The following is a 23,541-nucleotide window of genomic DNA, read 5'->3' as shown; positions in this document are numbered from 1 at the left end:
TTGATGTCCCAGCGCATTAACTACCGAAAAGCTCAGCGCCCGTCTGCTTTTGCCGGTTTTGATCCAATCCTCACAATTGCCGTTGCTGCGTTGTTGGTGATCGGAACTCTTTTGGTTTATGCCGCAACGCGAAATTGGTATGCGGCAAATGGTTTAGATCCCGAGTACTACTTAAAGCGCCATGTTGTAAATATTTTGATCGGTTCGCTACTTGCCTGGGGAACCACGATCATTGATTACCGATTGATTCGCGCGTACACGCCGTTCTTATGGATCGGCGGCGTTGTTGGGCTTACCCTGGTTTTGATTCCAGGCATTGGCGAAGAAGTAAATGGTGCAAACGCGTGGATCGGTCTACCTGGTGGATTCCAAGTACAGCCGGCAGAGCTGGCAAAGATTTCAATCATCGTTGGTATGTCGATGATTTTATCTGAGCGTAGCCACGACTCAGATGCGCCTTCCCACAGAGATGTTATGCAGGCGCTGGTTATTGCAGCAATTCCAGTTCTCTTAATTCTGGCTCAACCAGATATGGGAACTGTTTTTATTATTAGTATCGCGGTCGTAACAATCATTGCAGTATCTGGCGCCCCACTTCGTTGGGTTGCGGGATTAATCATTGTTGCCATCGTTGGCAGTTTTGCAGCGGTGCAAGTCGGTGTTATTAATGATTACCAGGTAAAGCGCTTACAGGCCTTTGTTGATCCAAATGCAGATTCGCAGGGGAGTGGTTACCAATTACGTCAGGCACGAATCACCGTTGGCTCTGGTGGATTACTTGGCACAGGATTATTCAACGGCCCACAAACAAATGGACGTTTCGTTCCTGAACAACAAACTGACTTTATCTTCACAGTTGCTGGAGAGCAGTTAGGTTTTCTTGGCTGCGGATTTATCATTCTCTTGTATCTAATTATTTTGATGCGGGCATTTGGAATCGCCCGAAGATCTAGCGACCCTTATGGAAAATTAGTTTGCACCGGTGTTATCGCTTGGTTTGCATTTCAAACATTTGAAAACATTGGTATGACTTTAGGCATGATGCCTATGACTGGTGTTCCGCTGCCATTCCTGTCTTATGGTGGCTCAAGCATGTTCGCCAATATGATCGGTTTCGGTCTATTGCAAAACGTAAATGCTCGCCACCGCGGCTAATTCAGGCGCAAACCCCGCTCATTTCGCGATTTACCCCCATCTTCTGGCATACTTACCCCAACAGTTCAGCGCGGCTCGCGAACCAATTCGCGGCACACAGCCAGCGGCGGACTAACACAGAAGTACCCACAGAGATTTGCTTGAAGGATTTGACCCAAGTGCGCATCCCGTTCGGGGCGTTAGCTAGTTGAGTATCTACAAGCCAGAGCGCGTTTATTTAAACGCATAGAGGATTTGGTGCCATGGCGATTGAGCCAAAGTCACCGCGCAAACGTGCGGTGAAAAAGATTAGTAAGAAGAAAGCTGCCGAACAAAGCGCAGCCGTTGATACAACCCCCGAAACAGAAGCGGTTGAAACCAAGTCGAAGAAGAAAGCGCCTTCGATCCCTGTCCCAATTTTTCAGGCTGCTCCAGAAGAGAAAGCACCGAAGGCTGCAGCAAAGAAGAGCGCAAAGAAAGTTGAAGTCGAAAGCGGATCTGATGAGAAGGTAAGTACTTCTGCAGCAGCGCCTGATTCTGACGACTCTGAAGATTCCGATGGCCGTGGTGGACGCAATCGTCGCCGCCGTCGTGGTGGACGCGGTCGCCGTAAGCCCGGTGCAGATGGCGCCGACGCTAACGCTTCAGATGAAGGAACAGATAGTTCAGAGGATTCCAGCGAAGATTCTGCAGAAGGCACAACTCATCGTCGCCGTCGTCGCCGCCGTGCAACTGGAGAGGGTGTAACTCCTGGCGAGACCGTTGATGAAGATGGCGTAATCACAGTTGTTAAGGTCCGCGAAGTTCGCGAACGTACCGAACGTCCTGCGCGCGCAGAGCGCAACGAACGTGGAACACGTAGCCGTGGGCGCGATCGCGATCGTGGCGGACGCAATGACAATCGTGGTGATAGTCGTGGAGATTATCGCGAGCCATATCGTCGCCGCGGAACAATCATTACTGACGGAGAGTTCTTGGCTCGTCGTGAAAACGTAGATCGCGAGATGGTGGTTCGCCAGATTGGTGATCGCATTCAGATCGCAGTTATCGAAGATAAAGTCATGGTTGAGCACTACGTAAACCGTAACGCCAACGTTTCTTATGTCGGAAACGTTTATCTCGGTCGCGTACAGAACGTTCTTCCATCTATGGAAGCGGCGTTCGTTGATATCGGCAAAGGTCGCAACGCAGTTCTATATGCCGGTGAAGTTAATTGGGATGCTGCAGGTATCTCTGAAACTCAACCACGTAAAATTGAAATGGTTTTAAAGACCGGTCAACCTGTCCTTGTACAAGTTACCAAAGATCCAATCGGTCAAAAGGGTGCGCGCTTAACTAGCCAGATCTCACTTCCTGGCCGTTATGTTGTCTATGTTCCTGGCGGCGGAATGAGCGGTATTTCAAAGCGCCTTCCTGAATCAGAGCGCACCCGACTCAAGGCGATCTTAAAGAACTTAATCCCTGAAGAAGCTGGCGTAATTGTCCGCACCGCTGCTGAAGGCGTTAGCGAAGAAGAACTCACCAACGATGTCGCACGTCTAAAAGCACAATGGGAAGATATCTATCAGAAATCTGAAAATCCAAATTTCCACGCACCGGCACTTCTGCTCTCAGAGCCAGATCTTGCAGTTCGCGTTATCCGCGATATCTTCAATGAAGATTTCCGTAAACTTACAATTCAAGGCAATGAGGCTTGGGAAGAGATCAGCTCTTACCTCGGATCTATTGCTCCTGAACTCGTAACTAAACTTGAGAAGTACACCGGAAAAGGCGATCTATTCGCAGACTTCCGCGTTGAAGAACAACTGGCTAAGGCATTTGACCGCAAGGTCTATCTGCCATCAGGTGGTTCGCTAGTTATCGATCGCACTGAAGCGATGATCGTTATTGACGTTAACACCGGTAAATTCATCGGTAAGGGTGGAAACCTTGAAGAGACTGTTACCAAGAACAACTTGGAAGCAGCCGAAGAAATTGCTCGCCAGCTTCGCTTGCGCGACCTTGGCGGAATTATCGTTATCGACTTTATCGATATGGTTCTTGAATCAAACCGTGATGCAGTTCTTCGTCGCCTAGTTGAATGTCTTGGTCGCGATCGCACTAAGCATCAGGTTGCAGAAGTGACTTCACTTGGCTTGGTACAAATGACACGTAAGCGCGTTGGCCAAGGTTTGATCGAAGCTTTCTCAACAACTTGCGATTCATGTGCGGGCCGCGGAATTCATATCCATATGGAGCCGGTAAAGATGAAGGCGCCGATGCCACAAGTAAATTCACAATCAGCATCACATGACGATGCCGATGAATCTGAAGCAACCGAACATGAATTCCATGAAACTCTAAATACTGAAGAAACAGATACCGAAATGTCTTCAAAAACCGAGGTAGATGAGGATGTAGAAGTAGAAGCCAAGCCAGCCGGGCGACGTCGTCGCAGGGCTGCTTCCAGCGGGATCATCACCGCCTAGAAAAGCCTCAATTTGACCCTAGGGGTACGAAATCCGTACCCTTAGCCTCTGCTCGAAAGAAGCCCACCTGGGCCTCATGAGCGTGAACTGAACTGGAGCAAGAATCGTGTACGCAATCGTTAAAGCTGGCGGACGCCAGGAGAAAGTCACCGTTGGTGAAACCATCACTGTCGATCGTATCGACCAGGCTGCTGGTGCAACCGTAACTTTTCCTGCGCTACTTGTAGTAGACGGTGCCAGCGTTACAACAGATGCAAAAGTTCTTAGCGGTGTAAAAGTTACCGGCGAAGTTATTGACGAAGTAAAGGGTCCAAAGATCGACATCCTTCGTTACATGAACAAGACCGGTTATCGTCGTCGTCAAGGTTTCCGTGCACAGCAAACTCGAGTCAAGATCACCGCAATCAGCGGCGTGAAATAAGGGGCGTAAACAATGGCAAGTAAGAAGGGTGTCTCCTCGACACGTAACGGTCGCGATTCAAATCCGCAATACCTCGGTATCAAGCGCTTTGGCGGACAAGAAGTAAACGCTGGTGAAATTTTGGTTCGTCAACGCGGAACATATTTCCACCCAGGAAAGAATGTTGGTCGCGGTAAGGATGACACTCTCTTTGCACTAGCTGCAGGCGCAGTTGAATTCGGTCGCGCTCGCGGTCGCCGTGTAGTGAACGTGGTTGCACCGGTCGCTTAATTTAGGTTTCTCAAAGAGAGCGAGCCGCGTTCGTGGCTCGCTCTTTTTATTTATCAGGCCGGTTTATGGATTTCAATTTTAGTAAAAACCAGAAGGGAGCGTTAAGAGATGACAACATTCGTTGATCGCGTAACGCTCTATGCCGCTGCCGGAAAAGGCGGAGATGGTTGCGTCTCTGTTAAGCGCGAAAAATTTAAACCACTAGGCGGTCCAGATGGCGGCAACGGTGGACGCGGTGGCGACATAATCTTGATCGTCGATTCCAGTGTTACGACGCTCCTTGATTTTCACCATTCACCTCATCGCAAAGCAACATCTGGTTCACAAGGCTATGGCGATCGTAAAGATGGCACATACGGTGAAGATTTAATTCTTCCTGTTCCAAATGGCACAGTGGTTTTCGACGATAAAGGAAATCAACTTGCAGACTTAATTGGGGTAGGTACAACATTTCTTGCGGCACAAGGTGGACATGGTGGCCTCGGCAACTTGGCTCTCTCATCTTCAAAGCGTCGCGCCCCAGGTTTTGCACTCCTTGGCGAACCAGGTGAAGAACGTACTCTTTACTTAGAACTTAAATCAGTTGCCGACATCGCACTTGTTGGATATCCAAGCGCCGGAAAATCTTCGTTAATCGCCGCGATTTCTGCTGCGCGCCCAAAGATCGCTGACTATCCATTTACAACTTTGGTTCCAAATTTAGGTGTTGTTCAAGCAGGAGATACTCGCTTTACCGTTGCCGATGTTCCAGGGTTAATTCCAGGAGCCTCACAAGGTAAAGGTTTGGGTCTTGAGTTCTTGCGCCACGTCGAACGTTGTGTGGCACTTGTACATGTACTCGATTGCGGAACGTTAGAAACAGATCGCAACCCAATTACAGATCTTGAAATCATTGAATCTGAACTTGCACAGTACGGCGGCCTCGAAGATCGCGTGCGCATTATTGCGCTAAATAAAATTGATCTTCCTGACGGCCAAGCAATGGCCGATATGGTTGCGCAAACTTTGCGCGATAAGGGCTATGAGGTTTACCCAGTCTCTGCCGCAAGCCGTGCAGGCTTAACTGAACTTCTCTACGCAATGGCACGCCTAGTACAGAAAGCGCGCGCCGAGGCTGCAACCGAAGAACGCACTCGCATCATCTTGCGTCCAACAGCTGTAGATGATTCAGGATTCACCGTTCGCGCAAACGCCGATGGTTCATTTAGCGTTCGCGGACAGAAAGTTGTTCGTTGGGTTCGCCAAACAAACTTTAAGAACGCTGAAGCAATTGGTTACTTGGCAGATCGCTTGGCACAGCTCGGAGTAGAAAAAGAGTTGTTCAAGCAGGGAGCGGTTGCCGGAAGTGAAGTACGTATCGGATCTGGCGATAATGAAGTTGTCTTCGAATGGGAGCCAACTATTGAAGCTGGCGCCGAACAATTAGCCGGTCACTTGCATCGTCGCGGCGAAGACTCACGCCTAGAAGGCTCATGGGTTGTAGAAGAACGTGTTGTCGATCAACTAAGTGATGATGAAATTGCGCAACAATGGGAGTACAACGTGGAGGACCCACATACTCCACGCTTAACGGATCCAACACCAGCAGAGGATAAGTAAATGAGCCGCAGCGCAGTTACAAGTGCGAAACGCGTTGTAATTAAAATTGGTTCATCTTCGCTAACCGGTTCTGCAGGTTCTGCCCTCGATAGCCAAGCGGTTTCACAAATCGTTGATGCAGTTGCCCAACTACGTTCACGTGGTGCTGAAGTTGTTCTGGTTTCTTCGGGTGCAATCGCAGCCGGCCTTGCTCCACTCGGTTTAACAACCCGTCCAAAGGATTTAGCGACGCAACAAGCGGCAGCATCAGTTGGCCAAGGCTTGCTTATTGCAAAGTACAACGAGAACTTTTCACGCCATAACTTGGTCTCATCTCAGGTGCTTTTAACAACCGAAGATGTGGTTCGTCGTTCGCACTATCAGAACGCACAACAGACTTTGAATAAGTTGCTCTCACTTGGTGTTGTGCCAATCATCAACGAAAACGATTCAGTCGGTACGCAAGAGATCCGCTTCGGCGATAACGATCGCTTAGCCGCGCTTGTGTCGCTACTAATCGGCGCTGATTTACTTGTGCTGGTTTCAGATGTTGATGCGCTCTATGACGCCCCACCTTCACATGCGGGCGCAAAAGCAATCTCATTTGTCGATCACATCGCAGATATTGAGAATTTTGATATTGGTGGCGCAGGTTCTGCCGGCGTTGGTAGCGGGGGAATGGTTACCAAAATTGAAGCTGCGCGCATCTCAACGGGCGCGGGAACTCCAATGTTGCTTACATCGCTTACTAATGCAGCAAATGCACTAGCCGGCGCTGAAGTCGGAACCTTCTTTGCATCTCACGGAACACGTTCTACATCGCGTCTGCTCTGGTTGGCACATGCCTCAACTCCACGCGGTCGCTTAATTCTCGATGCTGGAGCAGTAACAGCGATTCTCGAAAGAGGAGTTTCACTTCTACCTGCTGGTGTTACTGCGGTTGAAGGCGAATTCATCGCCGGGGATACTGTCGAAATAATGAGTGCAGATAAGAAAGTTATTGCACGAGGACTTGTGGCATTTGATTCGCATGAAATCCCACAGATGCTGGGCCGTTCTACTAAAGAGCTTGCGGCAACTTTGGGCGCAGAATATGAGCGCGAGTTAGTTCACCGCGATGATTTAGTACTCCTCGGATAAATAGAAACCGATAAACTTTTCCAATGGATGCAGTCGAGATAGTTTCGGATTTAGCTCTAAAGGCGCGTGCTGCGGCACGCACGCTATCTACTGCAACAGGTACCGAACGCAAGGCTGCTTTATATGCAATTGCTGCCGCTATCGAAACTCGTAGCGCCGAGATTTTAAAGGCTAATGCCGAAGATATTGCGCGAGCAAAAGCTGAGGATATGCATCCTCAGATGCAGGATCGTTTACTTCTTACCGAATCTCGCGTTGCCGGAATGGCTAATGGCGCGCGCTTGGTCGCTGATCTTCCAGATCCACTTGGACAAGTGTTGCGCCAATCAACTCTGCCAAATGGTTTAGATCTTAAACAAGTATCTGTTCCATTCGGTGTTATCGGTATGGTTTACGAAGCCCGTCCAAATGTCACGGTAGATGCTGCAGTTATCTTGCTAATGTCCGGCAACGCAGCGTTGTTGCGTGGCTCTTCTACAGCGGCGGCGAGCAACCAGGTTCTCGTAACCGTTATCCGAGATGCGCTAGCCACAACAAAAATTTCACCAGAGGTAATTCAGTTGGTTCCATCCGAAGATCGTGCAACCGTTAAAGCACTGCTAAACGCACGTGGCAAAGTTGATCTAGTTATTCCACGTGGTAGCGCCGCGCTAATCCGCATGGTGGTCGATGAATCTACAGTTCCAACTATCGAAACCGGTGCTGGTGTTTGCCATGTTTATGTCGACGAATTTGCAGATATTGAAAAAGCTCTTCCAATCTTGATTAACTCCAAGACCCATCGCCCAAGTGTTTGCAACGCCGCCGAAACTCTTTTGGTTCACCGAGCCATTGCACCGACATTTTTGCCGATGGCGCTCAAGGCGCTATCTGATGCTGGCGTTATCTTGCACGCTGATGCAACTGCACAGAAGGTGGCTGAAAAGTTTGGAATTGCTTCAACTCCTGCCACTGATCAAAACTGGTGCACTGAATATGGAATCCTTGAAATGAACGTTGGTGTTGTTGATTCAGTTGATGCTGCAGCAGATCACATCGCAAAGTACGGCACTAATCACACCGAAGCGATCGTGACTGAAAAGAAAGAGAACGCAGACCGTTTCATCGCACTTGCTGATTGCGCAGCCGTGATGGTCAATACTTCTACGCGCTTTACTGATGGCGAACAAATGGGATTTGGCGCTGAAATCGGCATCTCAAATCAGAAACTTCATGCCCGCGGCCCGATGGGCTTAGAAGCGATGACCACAACCACTTGGATCGTCACTGGTGATGGGCAAATTCGCTCGTAACCCGCTTTCTCATTAAACTTCACACACTATGAGCAGCCTTTCCCGTGATGATGTCGCAAAGTTGGCATCGCTTGCCCGCATTGAGATGACCGAGGATGAACTCGTAAATCTGGCATCACAATTTGGCAGCATCCTCGACGCAGTAGCGCGAGTTCAAGAGCTGGATTTAGAAGGCGTCAAGGCAACATCTCATCCGCAGCCAATTGAAAACATTTTCCGTGAAGATCAAGTGCAACCAAGCCTTACTCCAGAGCAAGCGTTATCTGGGGCCCCTGCACAAGAAGATCAACGCTTTCGCGTTCCACAAATTCTTGGTGAAGCAGAATGATTAAAAAAACTGCTGCACAAATGTCAGCATCCCTGACATCGGGGGAGACGACTTCGGTTGCGCTTACCCAAAGCCATTTAGATCGCATCAGTGAAGTCGATTCAAAGGTAAAAGCATTTCTACATGTCGATGGCGAAAACGCACTTGCCCAAGCCGCCAAAGTTGATGCCGAACGCGCTGCTGGAAAGAAGTTGCACCCACTTGCAGGTGTTCCACTTGCACTTAAAGATGTCTTAGCCCAAGAAGGCGTACCGACAACAGCGGGATCAAAGATCTTGCAGGGTTGGAAACCGCCGTATGACTCAACTGTCGTTTCAAAGTTAAAGCAGGCTGGCGTTGTAATTCTTGGTAAAACCAATATGGATGAATTCGCAATGGGTTCTTCTACTGAAAACTCAGGCTATGGCCCAACTTTTAATCCATGGGATTTAACTCGCACTCCAGGTGGTTCAAGTGGTGGATCAGCTGCAGCGGTTAGCGCATTTGAAGCACCGATCGCCGTTGGTTCTGATACTGGCGGTTCGATTCGCCAACCTGCAGCGCTAACCGGAATCGTTGGAGTACGTCCAACTTACGGCGCCGTTTCTCGTTATGGACTTATCGCTTACTCCTCAAGTCTTGATCAAGCAGGACCGTTTGGTCGCACCGTTTTAGATACTGCGTTGTTGCATGAAGTAATGGCTGGACATGATCCGAAGGATGCAACGAGCATTAACGCGGCAGTTCCAAACGTTGTTGCGGCAGCACGTAGCGCAGATGTAAAGGGAAAGAAGATCGGCGTAATCAAGCAGTTGCAGGGCGATGGATATCAAAACGGTGTCCTTGCCCGTTTTAACGAATCACTTGAGCTACTTGAATCTCTTGGCGCTGAAATCGTTGAAGTTGATTGCCCAAGTTTCGAATATGCACTTGCTGCTTACTACTTGATCGCACCATCTGAATGCTCTTCCAACTTAGCCCGCTTTGACGCTATGCGTTATGGACTACGGACAGGCGATGTCGATGGCGCATCTGCCGAAACAGTCATGAACGCAACCCGCGAAGCAGGATTTGGCCGCGAGGTTAAGCGCCGCATCATCCTCGGTACATATGCACTCTCATCTGGTTATTACGATGCGTACTACGGCAGCGCGCAGAAGATCCGTACCTTGATTATTGATGATTATAAGAAGGCATTTACTAAGGCAGATGTATTGGTTTCACCAACATCACCAATCACCGCCTTTAAGATCGGTGAAAAATCTGAAGATCCAATCGCGATGTATTTGGCAGATGTAGCAACAATTCCGGTAAACCTTGCCGGTATTTGCGGAATGAGCCTGCCAGCAGGATTAGCTGATGAAGATGGTCTGCCAGTTGGTTTCCAGATCATGGCGCCAGCGATGCAAGATCAACGACTTTACGAAGTCGGTGGAGCACTTGAAGCAGCGCTGGTGAGCAAGTGGGGCGGATATTTAATTGATCAAGTTCCAGCGCTAGGAGGTGCCAAATAATGGCGCTTACCTATGACGATGTAATTTCAAAGTACGAACCTGTACTTGGCCTAGAAGTTCACGTTGAACTAAATACCGAGTCCAAGATGTTCTGCTCTTGCAGCACCACTTTCGGTGCAGAGCCGAACACTCAAACGTGCCCAGTCTGCTTGGCGCTACCTGGCGCGCTACCAGTTGTAAATGCCACAGCGATCGAATCAACTATCAAAATTGGTTTGGCGCTTAACTGTCAGATCGCGCCTTACAGCCGCTTTGCACGTAAGAACTATTTCTATCCCGATATGCCAAAGAACTTCCAGATTTCGCAGTACGACGAACCAATCTGTTTCGATGGATATGTCGATGTAGAAATCGAAACTGAAGAAGGTCCAAAGCAGTTCCGCATCGAAATTGAACGCGTACACATGGAAGAAGACACCGGAAAGTCGCTCCACGTTGGCGGCGCAACTGGTCGTATCCATGGCGCGGAATATTCACTCCTTGATTACAACCGCGCCGGAATTCCACTTGTTGAAATCGTTACCAAGATTGTTCCTGGCACCGGCAAGTACGCGCCAGAAGTTGCTAAGGCATACGTTGCCGAACTCCGTGACATCTTGCGCGGCTTAAAGGTTTCGGATGTAAAGATGGAGCAAGGCTCACTTCGTTGTGATGCCAACGTTTCCCTTCGCATAATCGGTTCTGAAGTTCTTGGAACGCGCTCTGAAACCAAGAACGTAAACTCTCTACGCTCTGTCGAGCGCGCTATCCGCGGTGAAATGATTCGTCACGCTGAACTGCTAAATGATGGCAAGAAAGTTAAGCAAGAGACGCGTCACTTCCAAGAAGAGTCGGGGCTAACTCGCTCTGGTCGCTCAAAAGAACAAGCCGAGGATTACCGTTACTTCCCTGAGCCGGATCTAGTTCCAGTTGCACCTGATGCAGGCTGGATCGAAACTCTTCGCAAGCAATTACCGGAGCGCCCATCGCTACGTCGTAAGCGCTTGAAAGAGGAATGGTCTGTTCCAGATAAAGAGATGGCCGCGATGATCAACGCTGACGTTTTGGATATCGTGGAAGCTACCGTTCTGCTTGGTGCAGAACCAACTAAGGCGCGTACTTGGTGGCTCGGTGAAATCTCACGTATCGCAAACGAAAAAGATTCTGCGATTCAAGATCTCTCAATCACACCTGCTGATGTTGCTGAAATCGTTGCGCTAGTTGCTGCAGGCGAGCTCACCGATAAGTTGGCCCGCCAAGTTGTAGAAGGCGTAATCGCTGGTGAAGGAAAGCCTTCTGAAGTTGTGGCAAAGCGCGGTATTAAAGTTGTTAACGATGATGGCGCGCTAATGGCAGCCATTGAGAAGGTTTGTGCTGAGCAAGCAGAGACTGCAGATAAAGTCCGTAATGGACATGTTCCTGCAGCGGGTGCTTTGATCGGTGCAGTAATGAAAGAGACAAAGGGCCAAGCAGATGCTGCTCGCGTACGAGAGCTTCTACTTGGCCACTTAGGTCAGCCAACTAATTAATTTTAATTTATTAGTGAACTGAAACGCCTTCTGTTTCAACGAGAGAATCTTTCCCAACGTTGATAAAGAAGAAGAGCACGATCGCACCAGCAAATAACAAGCCAGCAGATACGGTAAATGCAACTGTGAAACCATGTGTGATTCCAAAGGCTTGCACCTTTTCGCCCATACTTTGGTTTGCCGCGATGTAGTTAGTCGCAGCGGTTGCCGCGACTGTATTAAGTAGTGCAGTACCGAGTGATCCACCAACCTGCTGGCTGGTATTGATCATCGCGCTAGCGACGCCAGTATCTTGATTGCTAACCCCGTGTAGTGAAGTTGAAGTTAGCGGAATAAAGACCAGCGCCATTCCAGAGCTCATAATGAGAAGCGATGGAAGAACATGTGTTACGTAGGAAGTTTCTGGGGTAATCAAGGTCAACATAAGCAGACCAATACCTGCGAAAACTAAGCCTGGCACCATCAGCGGACGAGGACCGAATTTAGGCAAGAGCTGAGAAGCAATTCCCGCGAACACGATGATTCCTGCAGTAAATGGCAGGAATGCAAAACCTGATTTAAGTGGTGAGTACCCAAGTACGACTTGTAGGTAAAGACCTAGGAATAAGAACATCGAGAAGAGACCGGCTCCGACGATTAGGGAACCTAGGTATGAACCACCGCGGTTGCGCTCTGTTACAACGCGCAGCGGCATCATTGGATTTGAAACCTTGGCTTCGATTACAACAAATGAAACCAAGAGAAGTACGGCGACAACTAAGAATGTAATTGTGCTCTGTGATGACCAACCCTTGGTCGCTGCTTCATTAAAACCGTAAGTCAGCGAGAAGAGACCTGCAGTTGCAGTGATAACACCAGGAATGTCGTAGCTATGTTCGCCTCCAGCTTTTGATTCTCTGACATAGAAGAAGGCCATTAAGCCAGCGAATACCGCGATCGGAACGTTGACACCTAAACACCAGCGCCATGAGAAGTACTCAGTAAGAGTTCCACCAAGGATTAATCCAATGGCTGCGCCACCACCTGAGATTGCGCCAACGACACCGAATGCTTTAGCGCGCTCTGCAGGTACTGTGAAAGTAACAGAAATAATTGCCAGTGCTGCAGGTGCAAGAAGGGCACCGAAAACACCTTGTAGCGCACGGGAAGCAAAGAGCAACTCTTGATTTGCAGCTACTCCGCCAAGAGCGGAAGCGGCTGCGAAACCTGCGAGCCCGATGATAAAGATTTTCTTACGGCCCATGAAGTCACCAATGCGCCCGCCAATTAGAAGCAAAGAACCAAAAGCCAAGGTGTAGGCAGTGATAACCCACTGCTGATTTGCATCGGTAATCCCGAGATCAGCCTTTGCACTTGGGATAGCAATATTTACAATTGATGAGTCGAGAACGACCATTAATTGAGAAATGGCAACCACAAAGAGCGTACGCCAGCGATTTGGATCTAAACCATCTTTATCTAATTGGACGGGCTTTTTTGACACAGAAATCTCCTCGGAAACGTTAAGCAATTTGGTTAAATATTGAAGTGAATGAGTGGAGTCTATTAGACTCATCGCCATGTCGCAGATGAAGCCACGTTCGGGTTTGGTCACAGATGGTTTAGAGCGCGCACCTGCCCGCGGAATGCTTCGCGCAGTCGGTATGGGTGATGAAGATTGGGTAAAGCCTCAGATCGGCATTGCTTCATCTTGGAATGAAATCACCCCATGTAATCTCTCGTTAGATCGCTTAGCTAAAGCTTCTAAGCAAGGCGTAATTGATGCCGGTGGGTTCCCAATGCAATTCGGCACTATTTCAGTCTCTGATGGAATTTCTATGGGACACGAAGGAATGCACTTCTCACTTGTTTCTCGTGAAGTAATTGCCGATTCAGTTGAAACAGTTATGCAGGCCGAACGCCTTGATGGCATGGTTACATTTGCTGGGTGCGATAAGTCACTGCCTGGAATGATGATGGCGGCAGCACGTATAGATGTTGCATCTGTCTTTGTTTATGCCGGATCAACTCTTCCAGGACAAGTAGATGGCAAAGATGTAACCATCATCGATGCCTTCGAAGCAGTTGGTGCTTGTGCTCGCGGATTAATCACCCAAGAACGCGTCGATCAAATTGAGCGCGCAATCTGTCCAGGTGAAGGCGCTTGCGGCGGTATGTACACCGCGAACACTATGGCAACTGTTGGCGAAGCAATCGGACTCTCACTTCCAGGATCTGCCGCACCTCCTGCAGTTGATCGCCGCCGCGATGCTTTCGCGGTTGCATCAGGTGCTGCAGTTGTAAATATGATCAAGCTGGGTCTAACAACTCGCGACATTCTTACAAAGCGCGCATTTGAAAATGCTATAACCGCCGTTATGGCACTTGGTGGTTCTACAAACGCAGTTCTTCACTTGCTAGCGATTGCACACGAAGCAGAAGTTGATTTATCACTTGATGATTTCCACCGTATTGGTTCAAAAGTTCCCCTACTCGGAGATCTAAAGCCATTCGGTCGTTATGTAATGAGCGACATGGATAAAGTCGGGGGAGTACCTGTTGTACTTAAGGCGCTTCTCGATGCCGGTTTATTGCATGGCGATGTAATGACAGTTACCGGAAAAACTATGGCCGAAAACCTTGCGGGGATTAATCCTCCAGATGTAGATGGCGATATTTTGCATGCAATTTCAACACCACTTTCAACAGATGTCGGAATCACAATTCTTGGTGGTTCACTTGCTTCCGATGGCGCAGTCTGTAAGACCGCAGGTATAGGTATCGAATCTTTCGAAGGACCAGCGCGCGTTTTTGAACGCGAACAAGCTGCGATGGAAGCGCTCGAAAATGGAACGATCCAATCTGGCGATGTAGTTGTGATTCGCTACGAAGGTCCAAAGGGTGGACCAGGTATGCGCGAGATGTTGATGATTACTGGTGCGATTAAAGGAGCAGGACTTGGTAAATCAACTCTGCTCTTAACTGATGGTCGCTTCTCTGGTGGATCAACTGGTCTATGTGTTGGGCACGTTGCACCCGAAGCAGTAGATGGTGGACCGATTGCATTTATAAAAGATGGCGATCGTGTGCGCATTGATATCAAGGCGCGCACCTTAGATCTCTTAGTTGACCCGGCAGAACTCGAAGCTCGCAAAGTTGGATGGCAGCCGCTTCCTCACAAATTCACCCGTGGGGTTCTGGCGAAGTATTCCAAGACCGTTGGCTCGGCCTCAAAGGGCGCTGTCTGCGGCTAGTTTCACAATTTGAGACTTACATCTCAAACCTTGACTCAACTGCCATCTGCGATGGAGAATACTCACATGTCAAAGAAGTGCGCGCTCATCTCGTCATCAGTAATTGTGGTGGTCATTCGATAGCGCGTGCCTTTTTAACGCACGCGCCCTCAGATCCTCTGAGGGTTTTTTCATTTAAGAAATAAGTTGTAGAAATAAATAGTAAAACCTAGAGAGTACGGAAAGGAGTAAGAAGATGGCGCACATACCAACGGCCAACGGCACAGCAATGACAGGAGCGACTTCATTGGTGAAAAGCCTAGAAGCAGCAAATGTAGAAGTGATGTTCGGGCTGCCAGGCGGCGCAATTCTTCCTGCTTACGATCCGATCTTTGATTCATCTATTCGCCATATCTTGGTTCGCCACGAACAAGGCGCAGGCCACGCGGCAACTGGTTATGCGCAAGTTACTGGCCGTGCTGGTGTCTGTATCGCAACATCTGGTCCTGGTGCGACAAACCTTGTTACTCCTTTGATGGATGCGGCGATGGATTCAGTTCCGCTGATTGCCATCACTGGTCAAGTTCCATCTGCGGCAATTGGTACCGATGCATTCCAGGAAGCCGATATTCGCGGAATCACTATGCCATTTACAAAACACAATTACTTGGTAACCAACCCTGATGAAATCCCTGCCGTTATTGCAGAGGCTTTCCATATCGCAACAACTGGTCGTCCAGGTCCTGTTCTCGTAGACGTTGCTAAAGATGCGCTACAGAAGATGACTTCTTTTAACTGGCCAACTTCAATCAAGCTTGCCGGTTACAACCCAAAGACAACTCCTGATGCACAGGCGATCACCGATGCCGCAGCGCTTATCGCGCAATCATCAAAGCCAGTCTTCTATGTTGGTGGCGGCGTAATCAAGGCCAATGCTCATAAAGAACTTCGTCAACTTGTGGAACTTCTTGGAGCGCCCGTTGTGACAACTCTTATGGCGCGCGGTGCTTTCCCAGATTCACATCCATTGCATATGGGTATGCCAGGAATGCACGGCACCGTCGCCGCTGTTACAGCGCTACAAAAGGCTGATCTCTTAATCACATTAGGTGCTCGTTTCGATGATCGCGTTACCGGCAAGCTTTCAACTTTCGCACCAAACGCAAAGATTCTTCATGCAGATATTGACCCTGCCGAAATCGGCAAGAACCGTCATGCCGATGTTGCAGTTGTCGGAGATGTGCGTGAAACCATTTCAGCTCTTATTCCTGCGCTTAAAGCGGCTCTTGCAAAGAACCAACCTGATCTCTCAGCATGGTTGCGACAGATGAATTCGCTTAAGTCCACATATCCATTGGGTTATGACCAACCTGATGATGGTTCATTGTCACCACAACATGTAATCCAACGACTTGGGCAGATATCTGGAACCGACACCATCTTTACCGCCGGCGTTGGTCAACATCAGATGTGGGCATCGCAATTTATTTCTTACGAACATCCACGCACCTGGCTTAACTCAGGCGGTGCAGGCACCATGGGTTACGGCGTTCCTGCTGCGATGGGTGCAAAAGTTGGCGCACCAGATGCAACTGTTTGGGCGATAGATGGTGATGGATGTTTCCAGATGACAAATCAGGAACTCGTTACCTGTGCACTTAACAATATTCCAATCAAGGTTGCGATTATCAATAACGAATCTCTCGGCATGGTTCGCCAATGGCAGACCTTGTTCTACGAAGGTCGTTACTCAAATACCAACCTCGAATCAAAGCGCGTTCCTAACTTCCCGATGCTCGCTGAAAGTATGGGTTGCGTCGGTCTTTCTTGCGAACGCCCTGAAGATTTAGATAAGACAATCGAGAAAGCGATGTCGATTAATGACCAACCAGTTGTTGTCGACTTCCGCGTACATCGCGATGCGATGGTTTGGCCGATGGTTGCTGCCGGAACTTCAAATGATGAAATCATGATCGCTCGCGCCACCGCGCCCGACTGGGATTCACAGGAGCTCTAATGACTACTAGCCGCCGTCAACACACTCTTGAAGTTCTCGTTGAAAACGAACCAGGCGTTCTAGCCCGCGTCTCCGGTCTTTTTTCGCGACGTGCATTCAACATCGAAACTCTCAACGTTGGACCAACTCAAGACTCATCAATCTCAAAGATGGTTATTGGAGTGGCTGTAGAAGGCCACTCTCTCGAGCAAGTTATTGCTCAGCTCGACAAACTTGTCAGCGTCATATCCATTAAAGATGTGACAGGCAAAGGCAAAGAAGTTCACGACACCCAACCTGATTACCAAAACTAAGCAAGAAACTAACTCGAAAAAGAAAAAGGAGAAACACCGTGGCAACGATGTATCACGAAGAGGATGCAGATCTATCAATCATCCAGGGTCGCAAGGTCGCGATCATCGGTTACGGCTCACAAGGCCATGCGCACGCACTAAACCTGCGTGACTCAGGCGTTGATGTTCGCGTTGGTCTAAAAGAAGGTTCACCTTCACGCGCTAAGGCAGAGGCAGAAGGCCTTCGCGTTGTAACAGTTGCAGAAGCTGTTAAGGAAGCCACGGTCATCATGATCTTGGCGCCAGATCACGTACAGCGCCACATCTACACAGATTCAATCTTGCCTAACCTTAAAGATGGCGATGCTCTCTTCTTCGGCCATGGTTTCAATATCCGCTTTGGTTACATCAAGCCAACTGCAAATGTTGATGTTTGCATGGTTGCGCCAAAGGGCCCAGGACACTTGGTTCGCCGCGAGTTTGCAGGCGGTCGTGGAGTTCCTGTAATCGTTGCAGTTGAACAAGATGCAACAGGCAACGCATGGCCACTAACACTTTCTTACGCAAAGGCAATTGGTGGACTTCGCGCTGGCGGAATCCTCACAACATTTACAGAAGAGACCGAAACAGATCTATTCGGTGAGCAGTCAGTACTTTGCGGTGGCGCATCACAACTAGTTATGTACGGATTTGAAACACTTACTGAAGCTGGATACCAGCCAGAAGTTGCTTACTTCGAGTGCCTGCACGAACTAAAACTTATTGTTGACTTGATGTTCGAAGGTGGAATCGCCAAGCAGCGTTGGTCAGTATCAGATACTGCTGAATACGGAGATTACGTCTCTGGTCCACGCGTTATCGACCCAAGCGTTAAAGAGAATATGAAGGCAGTTCTTGCTGATATCCAATCTGGTGCATTTGCGAAGCGCTTCATTGATGACCAAGAAGCAGGAGCACCTGAATTCAAGGCGCTTCGTGCAAAGGGAGAGGCTCACCCAATTGAAGGAGTAGGCCGCGAACTTCGCAAGATGTTTAGCTGGATCAAGACTTCAAATAAAGATGATTACCGAGAAGGAAGCGCTGCGCGTGGCTAAACCTGTTGTATTAATCGCTGAAGAGTTAAGTCCGGCAACCCTAGAAGCGCTAGGCCCGGATTTTGAAGTACGCAATTGTGATGGCGCAAACCGCAACGAACTCCTTGCCGAACTTGGCAAAGGAGTCGATGCGGTCTTGATCCGTTCTGCAACCAAGATGGATGCAGAAGCAATCGCTGCGGCAAAGGGTTTGAAAGTTATTGCACGCGCTGGCGTTGGTTTAGATAACGTTGATATTCCTGCAGCAACAACTGCAGGTGTAATGGTCGTTAACGCACCAACTTCAAATATCGTCTCTGCGGCAGAGCTTGCCATCTCATTGCTACTTGCTTCAGCACGTTTCATCTCACCAGCACATGCGGCACTTCGCAATGGCAAGTGGGCGCGCTCTAAGTACACCGGCGCTGAACTATTTGAAAAAACACTTGGCATTGTTGGCTTCGGACGTATTGGCCAGTTAGTTGCTCATCGCATGCAGGCATTTGGCATGAACGTAGTTGCCTACGATCCATACCTACAGCCAGCCCGCGCTGCACAACTTGGCGTTGAACTAGTTGATCTAGACACACTTCTTACCCGAAGTGACTTCATCACAATTCACTTGCCAAAGACTAAAGAGACTGCAAATTTGATCGGCGTAGAAGCGCTTAAGAAAGTTAAGCCTTCAGTTCGCATCATCAACGCAGCTCGTGGTGGCGTTCTCGATGAGGCCGCTCTGCACGATGCGATCGTTGAAGGTCGTGTTGCTGGTGCTGGACTTGATGTTTATGTCACCGAACCTTGTACTGATTCACCTTTGTTCCAACTTGATCAAGTAGTTGCAACTCCACACTTGGGCGCATCAACTGATGAGGCTCAAGAGCGCGCTGGAATTGCCGTTGCAGTTTCAGTTCGTAAAGCACTTGCTGGCGAGCTAGTTCCTGATGCAGTCAACGTAAAGGGTGGCGCAATCCACGAGGAAATTCGTCCATCGCTTCCACTCGTTGAAAAGATGGCGCAGATCGCAACTGCAATCGCTGGCGAACTTCCAACCAATCTTGATGTTCACGTGCGCGGAGATATCTCTGAGCATGATTCATCAATATTGGCCATTAGCGCACTTAAGGGCGCACTCCTTGCAACTGGCGCCGAAGATGTTACTTATGTAAACGCTCCAGGACTTGCAGCTGCTCGCAATCTGACATCGACTTCAGATACTGATGCAGTTAGCCCGGAATACCGCAGCATGATTTCTTTACATTGCGCACTTGCCAATGGAAAGTCGATCACCGTTGACGGAACTTTGATGGGCATCCGCAAAGTCGAAAAGATCATCGCAATCGATGGTTTTGATTTAGATCTTCCACCAACCGATAACTTGCTCTTCTTGCGCTATGCCGATCGCCCAGGCGTTGTTGGTGCAGTTGGTAACGCACTTGGTAAAGCCGGAATCAATATTGCAGGAATGCAAGTTGCCCGCGCTAGCGCCGGGGGAGATGCGTTGATGGCTATCACCGTTGATTCACCTGTTGCTGATGCAATTGTTTCGGCAGTTGCTAAGGAAACTGGTGCCGATCTCGTCCGTTCAGTCTCCTTAGTGAATTAGGCGCCGAGATAAATATGAAAAAGATAAATCTTGCCGTTATCGCAGGCGATGGAATTGGACCAGAAGTGGTTGCCCAAGGTCTTCGCGTTCTCGATAAGGTCGCCGCAAAGTACGACGTGAATTTTGCAAAGACTGAATACGATCTTGGTGCAGGTTATTGGCATCGCACTGGAGAAGTTCTTCCAGATTCAGTTCTTGCTGAAATCGCTAAGGCAGATGTGATCTTGCTTGGCGCAGTTGGAGATCCAACAGTTCCAAGTGGAGTTCTAGAACGCGGATTACTTCTTAAGCTTCGCTTTGCATTCGATCACTACATCAACTTACGTCCAGCAGTCTTGCGCGCTGGTGTAACTGGTCCGCTTGCTACAAAGGCGCCAATCGATTTCATCGTTGTTCGTGAAGGAACTGAAGGCCCATACGTTGGCGCTGGCGGAGTTCTTGCTGAAGGAACCGATGCCGAAATCGCAACTGAAGAATCTCTAAATACCCGCCGCGGTGCTGAGCGAGTAATTCGTGATGCCTTTGCGCGCGCCGCAAAGCGCGATCGCAAGAAGTTAACGCTTGTTCACAAGAACAATGTATTAACTCGCGCTGGCAGCCTTTGGACCCGCACCTTCAATGAAGTTGCCAAAGAGTTCCCAGGTGTAACTACTGATTACCTGCACGTTGATGCCGCATCAATGTTCTTCGTTACCAACCCAGAACGCTTTGACGTTGTCGTAACCGATAACTTATTTGGAGATATCTTGACCGATATCGCAGCAGCAATCTGCGGTGGCATTGGTCTTGCAGCCTCTGGCAATATCAATCCAACAGGTGCATTTCCATCCATGTTTGAGCCAGTACACGGCTCAGCGCCAGATATCGCGGGCAAGAATTTAGCTGACCCAACTGCAACAGTTATGTCAGTTGCGATGATGATGGATCACTTGGGCTATGCAGATGCTGCTCGCGAGATTGAAGCGGCAGTAAATGCAGATTTACTTGCCCGCGCAGATAAGAAGCGAAGCACTACAGAAATCGGAGATGCGCTACTCGCGCAACTTTAAAATGAAGATCAAACTAAATCCCAACGCTAAAGATGCCGCTACTCGCGATGCCTTGGTTGCTGAAGGCGGATTTGGTAAGTACTACACAGACCACATGGTTATCTGCGAATGGACGCAAGATGGTGGCTGGGCTGAACCAGAGTTGATTCCTTACGGACCGCTCTCACTTGATCCTGCAACTGCGGTTTTCCATTACGGCCAAGAGATCTTTGAAGGCATGAAGGCTTATCGCCAACCAGATGGCGGAATCGCGCTCTTTCGCCCTGAAGCAAATGCACGTCGCTTTGCAAAATCTGCAGCGCGTCTTGCACTTCCTGAAATGCCCGAAGCACTTTTCCTTGAAACAGTTGAAACTCTTGTAAAGCAAGATGCAGGATGGGTTCCAAATAAAGTCGGTGAATCTTTATATATCCGCCCATTTATGATCGCTACCGAAGTTGGTTTAGGCGTTCGCCCATCAAATAAAGCAACTTACATTCTTATTGCAACGCCAGCGGGTGCTTACTTTGATCCATCTAAGGCAGTATCTGTTTGGATCTCAACCGAATATGTCCGCGCTGCCCTTGGTGGTACAGGTGAGGCAAAGTGTGGCGGAAACTACGCGGCTTCCCTTGTTGCACAGAAGGCTGCTGCGAAAGAAGGTTGCGATCAAGTTGTTTGGATCGATGCCAAAGAGCGCAAGTGGATTGAGGAAATGGGCGGTATGAACCTTTACTTCGTAAAGGGTAAAGGCGCCGATGCAACTGTTATTACTCCAAAGTTAACTGGAACTTTATTGCCAGGTATTACGCGCGATTCAATTTTGTCCGCTGCAAAAGATCTTGGTTACAAGACCGATGAGGTAATGCTCTCTATCGACGACTGGCGCGAAGGCGTTTCATCCGGTGAGATCACCGAAATCTTTGCTTGCGGTACTGCTGCGGTTGTTTCACCAGTTGGTCAAGCCAAGAGCGCGATGGGTACTTGGGTAACGGGCGATGGCCAACCTGGCGTAATCACCATGCAGATCCGCAATCACTTACTCGCAATTCAGCACGGTACAACTGCAGATAAACACGGCTGGGTTAAGCGAGTTATCTAATGACCATCTCTGATGCTTTCCATATCTACGACACCACACTGCGTGATGGCGCACAGCAAGAGGGCTTAAATCTTTCGGTTCACGACAAGATAACTATCGCTCGCCACCTTGATGATCTCGGTGTTGGATTTATTGAAGGCGGTTGGCCAGGGGCTAACCCAAAGGACACTGAATTCTTTGCCCTTGCTAAGAAAGAGTTAAAGCTTAAGAACGCTACCTTTGTGGCATTCGGCGCAACTCGTCGCCCAAACGTTATAGCCGCCGATGATGTATTACTTGGTGCGCTTCGCGATAGCGGCGCTCCTGCAGTTACCTTGGTTGCAAAGGCATTTGATCGCCACGTTGATCTTGCGCTTAAAACGACGCTCGAAGAGAACCTCGCAATGATCCGGGATTCAGTAACCCACCTTCGCCAAGAAGGACAGCGCGTATTTCTAGATGCTGAACATTTCTTTGATGGCTACCGCGCCAACCGCGATTACGCACTTGAAGTAATCCGCGTTGCGATGGAAGCAGGCGCCGATGTTGCTGCGCTCTGCGATACCAATGGCGGAATGCTGCCTGATGAAATTGCCGATGTTGTTCATGATGTTTTAACTGCGACTTCTGCCCGTATCGGCATCCACTGCCACAACGACACTGGGTGTGCTGTTGCAAACTCAATGGCCGCGGTTGCTGCAGGTGCCACTCATGTACAAGGAACTCTAAACGGTTATGGCGAACGAACCGGAAATGCTGATCTCGTAACAATTATCGCTAACTTAGAATTGAAGAAGAAGCAGTTGGTCTTGCCTCCAAACGCGCTTCGCGAATCATTCCGAATCTCACACGCCATCGCTGAAGTAACCAATATTTCACCATCAGGTCGCCAGCCATACGTTGGCGTTTCAGCATTTGCACATAAAGCTGGGCTGCATGCATCTGCAATCAAGGTTGATCCCTTCTTATATCAACATGAAGATCCTGCATCAGTTGGAAACGATATGCGCATGCTGGTTTCAGATATGGCTGGCCGCGCTTCTATCGAACTAAAATCACAAGAACTTGGCGTAGATCTCGGTGGCGATCGCGAGCTAGTTGGTCGCATCGTAGATCGCGTTAAAGAGATGGAATCTCGCGGCTTTACCTTTGAAGCAGCAGATGCGTCATTCGAACTACTCTTGCTAGAAGAAATCTCTGGCAAGCGTCCTTCATTTTTCACAATTGATCACTGGCTCACAACTGTAGAGCGCGCTGAAGATCAGAGCATCGTTACGAAAGCGGAAGTAACTGTGACCGCGCAAGGTAAAGAGATCTCTTGCTCAGGCTCAGGAAACGGCCCAGTTAACGCATTCGATAACGCGCTTCGTTCTGGCTTAAAGCAGTTGTATCCAGAACTAGAAGTTCTGGAACTTACAGATTACAAAGTACGTATCCTCGAAGGACGCCTTGGCACAGGTGCGATCACCCGCGTACTTGTAGAAACTTCAGATGGCAAAGGCGAATGGAACACTGTTGGTGTTCACGAAAACGTTATTGCGGCATCTGCGATGGCACTTGAAGATGCGGTCACCTTCGGCTTACTGCGCCAAGGTCGCAAACCCGAGTAACCTTTAACGC

Annotated in this window: 18 protein-coding genes and 1 pseudogene; 18 read left to right on the top strand and 1 reads right to left on the bottom strand. The window is 49.0% G+C overall.

Annotated features, from left to right (window positions below; translation table 11 throughout):
• The first annotated feature begins 3 nt into the window (after positions 1 to 3).
• The 10 genes from rodA (at position 4) to gatB (ending at position 11,632) form a co-directional block, all read left to right on the top strand.
• Positions 4 to 1,155 (top strand): rod shape-determining protein RodA, encoded by a 1,152-nt coding sequence (gene rodA, locus A1s21148_RS04870; protein ID WP_095671840.1) that lies wholly within the window; start codon positions 4 to 6, stop codon positions 1,153 to 1,155.
• A gap of 242 nt (positions 1,156 to 1,397) precedes the next feature.
• A complete protein-coding gene (locus A1s21148_RS04865; RefSeq protein ID WP_095671324.1) occupies positions 1,398 to 3,602 on the top strand; it encodes an Rne/Rng family ribonuclease in 2,205 nt (734 codons plus the stop codon).
• A 103-nt stretch (positions 3,603 to 3,705) separates the two neighbouring features.
• On the top strand, positions 3,706 to 4,023 hold the full coding sequence (gene rplU / locus A1s21148_RS04860; RefSeq protein ID WP_190276919.1) for a 50S ribosomal protein L21: 318 nt from the start codon (positions 3,706 to 3,708) through the stop codon (positions 4,021 to 4,023).
• A gap of 12 nt (positions 4,024 to 4,035) precedes the next feature.
• The gene (rpmA, locus tag A1s21148_RS04855; RefSeq protein ID WP_095671322.1) at positions 4,036 to 4,293 is read left to right on the top strand and encodes a 50S ribosomal protein L27; all 258 of its coding nucleotides are present in this window, start codon (positions 4,036 to 4,038) and stop codon (positions 4,291 to 4,293) included.
• A gap of 108 nt (positions 4,294 to 4,401) precedes the next feature.
• Positions 4,402 to 5,892 carry a GTPase ObgE gene (gene obgE, locus A1s21148_RS04850; RefSeq protein ID WP_095671321.1) on the top strand — a complete coding sequence of 497 codons (1,491 nt, stop codon included), beginning with the start codon at positions 4,402 to 4,404 and terminating at the stop codon, positions 5,890 to 5,892.
• Positions 5,893 to 7,011 carry a glutamate 5-kinase gene (gene proB, locus A1s21148_RS04845; protein WP_095671320.1) on the top strand — a complete coding sequence of 373 codons (1,119 nt, stop codon included), beginning with the start codon at positions 5,893 to 5,895 and terminating at the stop codon, positions 7,009 to 7,011.
• 23 nt (positions 7,012 to 7,034) lie between these two features.
• Positions 7,035 to 8,303, top strand: a complete 1,269-nt coding sequence (locus tag A1s21148_RS04840; RefSeq protein WP_095671319.1) for a glutamate-5-semialdehyde dehydrogenase — start codon at positions 7,035 to 7,037, stop codon at positions 8,301 to 8,303.
• Positions 8,304 to 8,331: 28 nt separating this feature from the next.
• Positions 8,332 to 8,631: an Asp-tRNA(Asn)/Glu-tRNA(Gln) amidotransferase subunit GatC gene (gatC, locus tag A1s21148_RS04835; RefSeq protein ID WP_095671318.1), complete on the top strand. Its 300-nt coding sequence runs from the start codon at positions 8,332 to 8,334 to the stop codon at positions 8,629 to 8,631.
• Positions 8,628 to 10,124 carry an Asp-tRNA(Asn)/Glu-tRNA(Gln) amidotransferase subunit GatA gene (gene gatA / locus A1s21148_RS04830; RefSeq protein WP_095671317.1) on the top strand — a complete coding sequence of 499 codons (1,497 nt, stop codon included), beginning with the start codon at positions 8,628 to 8,630 and terminating at the stop codon, positions 10,122 to 10,124. Before gatC ends, gatA begins: the two co-directional genes overlap by 4 nt.
• Entirely contained in the window at positions 10,124 to 11,632 is a 1,509-nt protein-coding gene (gene gatB, locus A1s21148_RS04825; RefSeq protein ID WP_095671316.1) for an Asp-tRNA(Asn)/Glu-tRNA(Gln) amidotransferase subunit GatB, read from the top strand. The genes gatA and gatB overlap by 1 nt, the downstream gene beginning before the upstream one ends.
• 10 nt (positions 11,633 to 11,642) lie before the next feature.
• On the opposite strand, the gene A1s21148_RS04820 is transcribed toward gatB, so the two are convergent.
• Positions 11,643 to 13,187 (bottom strand): MFS transporter, encoded by a 1,545-nt coding sequence (locus tag A1s21148_RS04820; RefSeq protein WP_095671839.1) that lies wholly within the window; start codon positions 13,185 to 13,187, stop codon positions 11,643 to 11,645.
• Between the two features lie 4 nt (positions 13,188 to 13,191).
• Here A1s21148_RS04820 and ilvD point away from each other — a divergent pair, with 4 nt between their 5' ends.
• The 8 genes and pseudogenes from ilvD (at position 13,192) to cimA (ending at position 23,531) form a co-directional block, all read left to right on the top strand.
• Entirely contained in the window at positions 13,192 to 14,865 is a 1,674-nt protein-coding gene (gene ilvD, locus A1s21148_RS04815) for a dihydroxy-acid dehydratase (RefSeq protein ID WP_095671315.1), read from the top strand.
• A 235-nt stretch (positions 14,866 to 15,100) separates the two neighbouring features.
• A complete protein-coding gene (locus A1s21148_RS04810; RefSeq protein WP_095671314.1) occupies positions 15,101 to 16,861 on the top strand; it encodes an acetolactate synthase large subunit in 1,761 nt (586 codons plus the stop codon).
• Positions 16,861 to 17,103 (top strand): annotated as a pseudogene (gene ilvN, locus A1s21148_RS04805) (acetolactate synthase small subunit); the annotation flags it as partial. The gene A1s21148_RS04810 and the pseudogene ilvN, both read left to right, overlap by 1 nt.
• A 98-nt stretch (positions 17,104 to 17,201) precedes the next feature.
• Complete coding sequence (gene ilvC, locus A1s21148_RS04800) at positions 17,202 to 18,227, top strand: ketol-acid reductoisomerase (protein WP_190276918.1); 1,026 nt, start codon at positions 17,202 to 17,204, stop codon at positions 18,225 to 18,227.
• Positions 18,193 to 19,812 (top strand): phosphoglycerate dehydrogenase, encoded by a 1,620-nt coding sequence (gene serA / locus A1s21148_RS04795; protein WP_190276865.1) that lies wholly within the window; start codon positions 18,193 to 18,195, stop codon positions 19,810 to 19,812. Before ilvC ends, serA begins: the two co-directional genes overlap by 35 nt.
• 14 nt (positions 19,813 to 19,826) lie before the next feature.
• Positions 19,827 to 20,861: a 3-isopropylmalate dehydrogenase gene (locus A1s21148_RS04790; protein WP_095671311.1), complete on the top strand. Its 1,035-nt coding sequence runs from the start codon at positions 19,827 to 19,829 to the stop codon at positions 20,859 to 20,861.
• A gap of 1 nt (position 20,862) precedes the next feature.
• Complete coding sequence (locus A1s21148_RS04785; protein ID WP_095671837.1) at positions 20,863 to 21,942, top strand: branched-chain amino acid aminotransferase; 1,080 nt, start codon at positions 20,863 to 20,865, stop codon at positions 21,940 to 21,942.
• Positions 21,942 to 23,531: a citramalate synthase gene (gene cimA, locus A1s21148_RS04780; RefSeq protein WP_095671310.1), complete on the top strand. Its 1,590-nt coding sequence runs from the start codon at positions 21,942 to 21,944 to the stop codon at positions 23,529 to 23,531. The genes A1s21148_RS04785 and cimA overlap by 1 nt, the downstream gene beginning before the upstream one ends.
• The last annotated feature ends 10 nt before the right edge of the window (positions 23,532 to 23,541 follow it).

The sequence above is a fragment of the Candidatus Planktophila lacus genome, from assembly GCF_002287925.1.
GTDB classification, from domain to species: Bacteria; Actinomycetota; Actinomycetes; order Nanopelagicales; family Nanopelagicaceae; genus Planktophila; species Planktophila lacus.
This window is presented reverse-complemented; position numbering and strand designations above follow the sequence as displayed.

Excerpts from the sequence above, each read along its gene's own strand:
- gatA (WP_095671317.1), top strand. The coding sequence starts at position 8,628 with ATGATTAAAAAAACTGCTGCACAAATGTCAGCATCCCTGACATCGGGG.
- rodA (WP_095671840.1), top strand. The coding sequence starts at position 4 with ATGTCCCAGCGCATTAACTACCGAAAAGCTCAGCGCCCGTCTGCTTTT.
- proB (WP_095671320.1), top strand. The coding sequence starts at position 5,893 with ATGAGCCGCAGCGCAGTTACAAGTGCGAAACGCGTTGTAATTAAAATT.
- A1s21148_RS04865 (WP_095671324.1), top strand. The coding sequence starts at position 1,398 with ATGGCGATTGAGCCAAAGTCACCGCGCAAACGTGCGGTGAAAAAGATT.
- gatC (WP_095671318.1), top strand. The coding sequence starts at position 8,332 with ATGAGCAGCCTTTCCCGTGATGATGTCGCAAAGTTGGCATCGCTTGCC.
- ilvC (WP_190276918.1), top strand. The coding sequence starts at position 17,202 with ATGTATCACGAAGAGGATGCAGATCTATCAATCATCCAGGGTCGCAAG.
- obgE (WP_095671321.1), top strand. The coding sequence starts at position 4,402 with ATGACAACATTCGTTGATCGCGTAACGCTCTATGCCGCTGCCGGAAAA.
- serA (WP_190276865.1), top strand. The coding sequence starts at position 18,193 with ATGATTACCGAGAAGGAAGCGCTGCGCGTGGCTAAACCTGTTGTATTA.
- ilvD (WP_095671315.1), top strand. The coding sequence starts at position 13,192 with ATGTCGCAGATGAAGCCACGTTCGGGTTTGGTCACAGATGGTTTAGAG.
- A1s21148_RS04840 (WP_095671319.1), top strand. The coding sequence starts at position 7,035 with ATGGATGCAGTCGAGATAGTTTCGGATTTAGCTCTAAAGGCGCGTGCT.
- A1s21148_RS04790 (WP_095671311.1), top strand. The coding sequence starts at position 19,827 with ATGAAAAAGATAAATCTTGCCGTTATCGCAGGCGATGGAATTGGACCA.
- gatB (WP_095671316.1), top strand. The coding sequence starts at position 10,124 with ATGGCGCTTACCTATGACGATGTAATTTCAAAGTACGAACCTGTACTT.
- rpmA (WP_095671322.1), top strand. The coding sequence starts at position 4,036 with ATGGCAAGTAAGAAGGGTGTCTCCTCGACACGTAACGGTCGCGATTCA.
- A1s21148_RS04820 (WP_095671839.1), bottom strand. The coding sequence starts at position 13,187 with ATGAGTCTAATAGACTCCACTCATTCACTTCAATATTTAACCAAATTG.
- A1s21148_RS04785 (WP_095671837.1), top strand. The coding sequence starts at position 20,863 with ATGAAGATCAAACTAAATCCCAACGCTAAAGATGCCGCTACTCGCGAT.
- cimA (WP_095671310.1), top strand. The coding sequence starts at position 21,942 with ATGACCATCTCTGATGCTTTCCATATCTACGACACCACACTGCGTGAT.
- A1s21148_RS04810 (WP_095671314.1), top strand. The coding sequence starts at position 15,101 with ATGGCGCACATACCAACGGCCAACGGCACAGCAATGACAGGAGCGACT.